Genomic DNA, 7,777 nt, shown 5'->3' on the forward strand with positions numbered 1-7,777 from the left:
GCGTGGGGGCGGTCGCCCCGGCGGGGGGCATGGAGTCGGCGGCCTGCCCGGCGGAGGGCGTGGATGCTGCCTGCCCGGCGGAGGGTGTGGGGCCGCTCTGCCCAGCGGGAGGCGTGGATCCGGCCTGCCCGGCGGAGGGTGCGGGGCCGTTCTGCCCAGCGGAGGGCGCGGAGTCGGCCTGCGACGCGGCGGGGGGCATCTCAGCCGGCCCCGCCTGCCCCGCAGCGGTCCCGGCCGCCCCGATGAGCGTCGCGGTCGCCGTCGCCTGCGCCGTGGTGGCGCCCGGCGCCGACCGACCGGTGGCCGGAGCCCGGCCCGCAGGGGTGGCGGACGCCGTCTGGCCGGTACCCGGAGCCTGCCCCTCGGACGCCGACAGACCGGCGCCCGGAGCCTCGCCCGCAGGGGTGGCGGACGCCGACTGACCGGCGCCCGGCGTGGCCCCTTCCGGGGCCGTCTGCTTGCCTTTGCGCCCAGGCCGCATCATCTGCACCGGTGCTCGCATTCCTGTTTTTCGTCTGCCCTAGGGCCCGGGTGACGATCCGTCAACACGAGCGCGCCCCCGGTCACGGCACCTGACCCTTCCAGCGCCGGTGAGTGGCGGTCGCGCATCGCCTGCCTGGCCACCCGAAGGAGTGAACATCGGTGGGGAGTTGGCGGGCAAGTCCCGAGAGTATCGGCGACCGGCATATGCGGGGCGCCGGTTGGACGTCGCCGACCGGCTTTGGCAGGATGCGCCGCCACACCCCGGCGGAGTCGATCATTCCGGTCCAATTCCGGCGCACGGCCCGCTGGTCCGGGCCAATCCACCACCCCGGGCCCGCTTCCGATGACCCCCACGGAACCCTCGTGCAGACTGGCCGGATGCGCATCGAACTCGCCACTGAGCCCGGAGACCCCGCACGCCCCAACGAGGACTACGCCTCCGTCGCGCTTCCCGCGTCCGGACAGGGCGGATCGCTCGTCCTCCTGGACGGCGTGACCCCGCCGGAGGGTTCGGTGGGCTGTCTGCATTCCGTCCCTTGGTACACCGCACGCCTCGGCGGCGCCCTGGGTGAACTGTCCGTTTCGCGACGGGATATGACGCTCCCTGAGATCTTGGCGGCCGCCATTGCGCGTACCGCCGACGCACATAGTTCAACCTGTGACCTTTCTCACCCACGCACCCCTCAGGCAACGGTGGTACTCGTGCGCTGGGACGCCGACCGCGTCGAGCACCTGGTCCTCTCCGACTCCGCGCTCCTCATAGCGCGCGTCGGCGGCGAGGTGAGCGCCATCCTCGACCGGCGCCTCGCCGCACTGCCGCCCGCCGTACAGGCCCTGCGCGAGCAGGTGCGCGCCCTCCCGCGCGGCTCGTCGGAGCGGGAGGTGGCGGGCCGGGCGTACGGCGCGGCGGTCGAGGCGCTGCGCAACGCGGAGGACGGCTTCTACACGGCCGCCGCGGACCCCTCGGCCGCCCTGCGCGCGGTCACCGGCGAGATACCGCGCGCGGACGTGACGGCGGTGACGGCGCTCACCGACGGGGCGACGCGCTGGGTAGAGACCTTCCGCGAGGGCGACTGGCCGGAGTGCTTCGCGCTGCTGCGCAAGGAGGGCCCGCAGCACCTGCTCGACCGGGTACGGGAGCTGGAACACGCCGACCCCGACCGCCTCGCCTTCCCCCGCGGCAAGCGGCACGACGACGCGGCGGTGGTGTACGTGGAGCTGTGAGCCCCGGCGCCCCGGCACCCCGGCGCCCCGCAGGCCGACGCCGCAGTCAGCCGCGCATCAGGACTCCGCACTGGAATTGAGCTGCCCCAGCAGCCGCGCCAGCTCCGCGACCTCCGTCCGCTCCCACCCCTGGAGCCGCCGCACGTACTGGGCGCGGCGGGCGGCACGCACCGTACGGAAGCGGGTGCGGCCCTCGGGCGTGAGCCGGATGAGCCAGGCGCGCCCGTCGGCGGGGTCGGGCTCGCGGGAGACCAGGCCCAGCTCCTCCATGGCCCGCAGCTGGCGGCTCATCGTGGCCTTGCCGACGCCGATGAACGCGGCGAGGTCGGTGGCGCGCTGCGGCCCCGAGTCGTCGAGGCAGACGAGCAGGCCGTACGCGGCGGGCTCCAGGTCGGGGTGGACCTGGCGCGCCATCTCGCCGGACGAGGCCCGCGCGCGGCGCATCAGGAGCGACAACTCCCGCTCCAGGGAGAGGAACTCGCGGTCCACCCCCGGCTCGGCGTCACCGCGCGCCCCGACCGTCACACCCTCTTCTGCAGCACCCATGTCCCGCTTTCCCGACTCTGAAAGTTATCGCCGCGAGGCTCTCGCGCCGCAGGCCTGGCGCCGGCGGCCTGACCAGTATTTCGCAAGGTCGCCGCGGTGCCGTTCCGCCGGCACCGCCACAGGAGTGGACCAACGGCACCACTCTGCCCCTCTTCCCTCGCGTCGGTCTACGTGCGTAGCTTTTCAAGTGACATGTTCACACCATGAACCTGTCGCCAGGTCCCCCCCGAGCACCACTGAGGCCTTCGGAGGCACGCATGCCCGTGCACAGACCCGGTCCGGCCCGCCGCTCGCGCTTGTCGCCGGCGGGTGTCCTCCTCGCAGTACTGTCCGCTCTCGCCCTCCTCCTGACGCTCCCCACGGCGGCCCAGGCGGACGAGATCCCCCCGCGCGGCTCCGCCCGGCTCGGCCAGGGCGTGATCGAGCACGACGGCCAGGGCGGCCTGCCCACCGGCGGCGGCGCCGTCCAGACCGAGGGCGTCGACGTCAGCAGCCACCAGGGCAACGTCGCCTGGTCGACCCTGTGGAACAGCGGGGTGAAGTGGGCCTACGTGAAGGCCACCGAGGGCACGTATTACAAGAACCCCTACTTCGCCCAGCAGTACAACGGTTCGTACAACGTGGGCATGATCCGCGGCGCCTACCACTTCGCGACGCCCGACACCGCGAGCGGCGCCGCCCAGGCCAACTACTTCGTGGACAACGGCGGTGGCTGGTCGCGCGACGGCAAGACGCTGCCGGGCGCGCTCGACATCGAATGGAACCCCTACGGGGCGTCCTGCTACGGCAAGTCGCAGTCCGGCATGGTGAGCTGGATCCGTGACTTCCTGAACACCTACAAGGCCCGCACCGGCCGCGACGCCGTCATCTACACCGCCACCAGCTGGTGGAAGCAGTGCACCGGCAACTACAGCGGCTTCGGCGCGAGCAACCCGCTGTGGATCGCCCGCTACGACACGAGTCCGGGCGAACTCCCGGCCGGCTGGGGCTTCCACACCATGTGGCAGTACACCTCGTCCGGGCCGACCGTCGGTGACCACAACAAGTTCAACGGCGCCTACGACAGGCTCCAGGCGCTCGCCAACGGCTGAGCACACGCGCGGCGGCCGCCCCCGAGCCGGGGACGGCCGCCGCTGCCTCGCCCGCTACACGGCGACCGGCACCTTCGCCTCGGCCACGGTGGCCTCGGTGAGCGCCAGTTCGAGCACCTGGCGCACATCCGTGACCGCGTGCACGTCCAGCTTCTCCAGGACCTCGGCGGGGACATCGTCGAGGTCCGCTTCGTTCCGCTTCGGGATGATCACCGTGGTGATCCCGGCGCGGTGGGCGGCGAGCAGCTTCTGCTTGACGCCGCCGATCGGCAGGACACGGCCGGTCAGCGAGACCTCACCCGTCATCGCCACGTCCGTCCGCACGAGCCGGCCGCTGAGCAGGGAGGCGAGGGCGGTCGTCAGCGTGACGCCCGCGCTCGGCCCGTCCTTGGGGACCGCTCCGGCCGGGAAGTGCACGTGCACGCCCCGCTCCTTCAGGTCACCGACCGGCAGCTCCAGCTCGGCCCCGTGCGAGCGCAGGAACGACAGGGCGATCTGCGCCGACTCCTTCATCACGTCACCGAGCTGACCGGTGAGCGTCAGACCCGACGCGCCCGTCTCCGGGTCGGCGAGGGAGGCCTCCACGAAGAGCACGTCGCCGCCCGCCCCGGTGACCGCGAGCCCGGTGGCCACACCCGGCACCGCGGTGCGCCGCTCGGCCGGGTCCTGGGCCGACTCGGGCACGTGGTGCGGCCGCCCGATCAGGCCGCGCAGCTCCTCGTCGGTGACGGTGAACGGCAGCTCCCGCTCGCCCAGTTCGTGCTGGGCCGCGACCTTGCGCAGCAGCCGCGCCACGGACCGCTCCAGGTTGCGCACGCCCGCCTCGCGCGTGTACTCGCCCGCCAGCTTGCGCAGGGCGCTCTCGTCGAGGGTGACCTCGTCCTTCTCCAGCCCCGCCCGGTCCAGCTGGCGCGGGACCAGGTGGTCGCGGGCGATGACGATCTTCTCGTCCTCGGTGTAGCCGTCGAGCCGGACCAGCTCCATGCGGTCCAGCAGGGCCTCCGGGATGGCTTCGAGGACGTTCGCCGTCGCCAGGAAGACGACGTCGCTCAGGTCCAGCTCCACCTCCAGGTAGTGGTCCCGGAAGGTGTGGTTCTGCGCCGGGTCGAGGACTTCGAGGAGGGCGGCGGCCGGGTCGCCCCGGAAGTCCGAGCCCACCTTGTCGATCTCGTCCAGGAGCACCACCGGGTTCATCGACCCGGCCTCCTTGATGGCCCGCACGATCCGCCCGGGCAGCGCCCCCACGTACGTACGACGGTGTCCGCGGATCTCCGCCTCGTCGCGTACGCCGCCGAGCGCGACCCGCACGAACTTGCGGCCCATGGCGTGCGCGACGGACTCGCCGAGCGAGGTCTTGCCGACGCCGGGCGGGCCGACGAGGGCGAGCACGGCGCCGCCGCGGCGCCCGCCGATGACCCCGAGGCCGCGGTCGGAGCGGCGCTTGCGGACCGCGAGGTACTCGGTGATGCGCTCCTTCACGTCCTTGAGCCCGGCGTGCTCGGCGTCCAGGACCTCCCGGGCGCCCTTGATGTCGTACACGTCCTCCGTGTGCTCGTTCCAGGGCAGTTCGAGGACGGTGTCGAGCCAGGTCCTGATCCAGGAGCCCTCGGGCGACTGGTCGCTGGCGCGCTCCAGCTTGTCGACCTCCTTGAGGGCGGCCTCGCGGACCTTCTCGGGCAGGTCGGCGGCCTCGACGCGGGCGCGGTAGTCGTCGGACTCCTCGGCCGCGTCCTTGCTGTCACCGTTCAGCTCGCGCAGCTCCTTGCGTACGGCGTCCAGCTGGCGCCGCAGCAGGAACTCGCGCTGCTGCTTGTCCACGCCCTCCTGGACGTCCTTGGCGATGGTCTCGGCGACGTCCTGCTCGGCGAGGTGCTCGCGCAGCTGGGCGGTGGCGAGCCTGAGGCGGGCGACCGGGTCCTCGGTCTCCAGGAGTTCGATCTTCTGCTGGGTGGTGAGGAAGGGCGAGTAACCGGAGTTGTCGGCGAGCGCGGAGACGTCGTCGATCTGCGTCACGCGGTCGACGACCTGCCAGGCGCCGCGCTTCTTGAGCCAGCTGGTGGCGAGTGCCTTGTACTCCTTGACCAGCTCGGTCACGGCGCCGGGCAGCGGCTCGGGGACGGTGTCGTCGAGCTTCTGGCCCTCGACCCACAGGGCGGCGCCGGGCCCTGTCGTACCGGCACCGATGCGCACGCGGCTGCGGCCGCGGAGGAGGGCGCCGGGGTCGCCGTCGGAGAGCCGGCCGACCTGCTCGACGGTGCCGAGGACGCCGGTGGCGGCGTACGTCCCGTCGATGCGCGGAACAAGCAGCACCTTCGGCTTGCTGTCGCCCTCGGAACGGGCGGCGGCCTGCGCGGCCTCCACCGCGGCGCGCACCTCCGCGTCGGAGAGGTCGAACGGAACCACCATGCCGGGCAGGACCACCTCGTCGTCGAGCGGCAGCACAGGCAGAGTCAGCGAGGTGGACGAGGTGGACTCAGTAGCCATGATCTCCCTTTCGGCATTCAAGTTGAGCTGTACCGACTCAATGCTTATGAGCGCCGCAGTGTTCCCCCAAGCCTGTTCGCTCTGAGCGATCACCGGATCCGGCCACCAGCGTGGCCGGTTCCGGCCGTCGTCGCCCGGGGTGCGGGGGATGCCCTCTGTACGGATGGGCCCTCCGTGGGGACCGTGGGAGTCCCCCCACCCTCACGGAGGAGAGAGCCACCGTGGACACACCCGAGAACAGTGCGGGCCCCGCCGGAGACGTCGCCGGCCAGCTCATGGAGCTGGCCCTCGGGCACCTCTTGTCGGCGGCGCTGCGCACCGCGGCCCACTGCCGCGTCGCCGACCACCTGGCGCCGGGCCCCCGCACCGCCGAGGAGCTGGCGGAGCTGACCGACACGCACCCCGGGCACCTGCGCCGCGTCCTGCGCTACCTCGCCACGCGGGGCGTCTTCCGCGAGGACGAGACGGGCGCCTTCCACCTCACGCCGGCCGGGGAGGCGCTGCGCACGGACGTCCCGTACTCCCAGCGCGACGCGGTGCTGATGCTGACCGACCCGGTGTTCCGGCGGACCTCAGCGGGCCTGGAGGAGACGGTGCGTAAGGAGGGCCCCTCCTTCGAACGGGCCTTCGGGCAGCCGTTCTTCGCGTATCTGGCCGGGGACCCGGAGCTCCGGGAACTGTTCGACGCCGGCATGACCTCGCTCTCGGGGCCGGTCGACGCGGTCGTGGCCGGGACCTACCCCTTCCCCGAGCAGGGCACGGTGGTGGACGTCGGCGGCGGGCGCGGCGGCCTCCTGCGGGCGGTGCTGCGCGGACGGCCCGGCCTGAGCGGGGTCCTCTTCGACCAGACCCCGGCCGTCAGTACGCACGTCCTGAGCGGGGACGAGGCGGTGCGGGGCCGCTGGAGCGCCGAGTCGGGGGACTTCTTCACCAAGGTCCCCAAGGGCGGCGACCTGTACATCCTCAAGCACGTCCTGCACGACTGGCCGGACGAGGCCTGCATGCGGATCCTGCGCAACTGCCGGACGGCGATGGCGCCGGACGCCCGCCTCGTGATCGTCGAATCCGTGCTGCCCCCGGGGAACGACCCGCACCCCGGCAAGACGATGGACGTCGCGATGGCCGCGATCGTGGACGGTCAGGAGCGTACGGAGGCGGAGTTCGCCGCGCTGCTCTCGCGGGCGGGGTTCGAGCTGACCCGGATCCTGCCGACGACGGCCTTCCCGTCGGTGGTGGAGGCGGTGCCGAGGTAGCCGGCCGCGCCGGGGCGGCCGGCCAGGGACCGGCGGCCGCGGCGCAGCAGCGGCCAGGTGGAGACGCCGATGACGAGCGCGAGCAGATGGCCCCAGTTCGTCATCGGGTCGGTGAAAGCGATCAGGTCGTCGATCAGCATCCCGCCGAAGCCCGCGAGCACGGCCCACCGCGGCCACGGCGTGAGCAGCCCCGCGAGCGCGCCGACGCTGGCGGCGACGCCGAAGCTGATGCCGTAGTCGAGGCGGTGCAGCGAGCTGCCGGGCAGATGGCCCGCGAGGACGGAGAGCCCGACGGGGACCTCGGTGGCGAGGGTGGCGACGACGTGCCCGAGCAGGAAGACCCCGGCCGTGCGCAGTCCGCCGATGCGGCGCTCAAGGGCGGTGAGGACCAGCAGGAACCCGATGGCGTACGGCGAGGTGATGCCGCCCGCGATCCACAGGGCGCTGGCGAGGAGGACCAGGACGGGGTTGTGCGTGAGGTGGGCGACGTCGGTGCTGGAGCCGCGCAGCAGCGCGGAGACGAGGTCCGGGTCGGCGTACTGGCTCAGGAGCGAGGTGGCGACGAGGACGACGGCGTACCCGAAGGTGAAGGGCGTACTCGTGGGCCCGGGCAGCAGCCGCAGGACCGCCCGGCCCCATCTCCCGGAGACGGCGGCGACGCCGCGCCCCTCGCCCCGGCCTGAGTCGGCGTCAGCC

Annotated in this window: 6 protein-coding genes and 1 pseudogene; 4 read left to right on the forward strand and 3 right to left on the reverse strand. The window is 72.9% G+C overall.

Going from position 1 to position 7,777, the window contains the following annotated elements:
• Together GKQ77_RS22845 and GKQ77_RS22850 are read left to right on the forward strand one after the other, a co-directional pair.
• Window positions 1-422: pseudogene (locus tag GKQ77_RS22845) on the forward strand (hypothetical protein); the annotation flags it as partial.
• 439 nt (window positions 423-861) lie between these two features.
• The gene (locus tag GKQ77_RS22850; RefSeq protein WP_219690805.1) at window positions 862-1,707 is read left to right on the forward strand and encodes a hypothetical protein; all 846 of its coding nucleotides are present in this window, start codon (window positions 862-864) and stop codon (window positions 1,705-1,707) included.
• A 57-nt stretch (window positions 1,708-1,764) separates the two neighbouring features.
• Here the strand turns inward: GKQ77_RS22850 and GKQ77_RS22855 are convergent, their stop codons facing one another.
• Window positions 1,765-2,253, reverse strand: coding sequence for a MarR family winged helix-turn-helix transcriptional regulator (locus GKQ77_RS22855; RefSeq protein WP_219690806.1), 489 nt, complete (start codon window positions 2,251-2,253; stop codon window positions 1,765-1,767).
• Between the two features lie 257 nt (window positions 2,254-2,510).
• Here GKQ77_RS22855 and GKQ77_RS22860 point away from each other — a divergent pair, with 257 nt between their 5' ends.
• A complete protein-coding gene (locus GKQ77_RS22860; protein ID WP_219690807.1) occupies window positions 2,511-3,344 on the forward strand; it encodes a lysozyme in 834 nt (277 codons plus the stop codon).
• A 54-nt stretch (window positions 3,345-3,398) separates the two neighbouring features.
• On the opposite strand, the gene lon is transcribed toward GKQ77_RS22860, so the two are convergent.
• Window positions 3,399-5,828, reverse strand: coding sequence for an endopeptidase La (lon, locus tag GKQ77_RS22865; RefSeq protein ID WP_219690808.1), 2,430 nt, complete (start codon window positions 5,826-5,828; stop codon window positions 3,399-3,401).
• Between the two features lie 275 nt (window positions 5,829-6,103).
• On the opposite strand from lon, the gene GKQ77_RS22870 reads away from it, so the two are divergent.
• Window positions 6,104-7,081: a methyltransferase gene (locus tag GKQ77_RS22870; protein ID WP_219690809.1), complete on the forward strand. Its 978-nt coding sequence runs from the start codon at window positions 6,104-6,106 to the stop codon at window positions 7,079-7,081.
• On the opposite strand, the gene GKQ77_RS22875 is transcribed toward GKQ77_RS22870, so the two are convergent.
• Window positions 6,967-7,777: rhomboid-like protein (locus GKQ77_RS22875; protein ID WP_258021782.1), on the reverse strand; the 811-nt coding region annotated here is incomplete at its 5' end. The genes GKQ77_RS22870 and GKQ77_RS22875 overlap by 115 nt on opposite strands.

This window comes from Streptomyces anatolicus (assembly GCF_019400875.1).
Taxonomy (GTDB): domain Bacteria; phylum Actinomycetota; class Actinomycetes; order Streptomycetales; family Streptomycetaceae; genus Streptomyces; species Streptomyces anatolicus.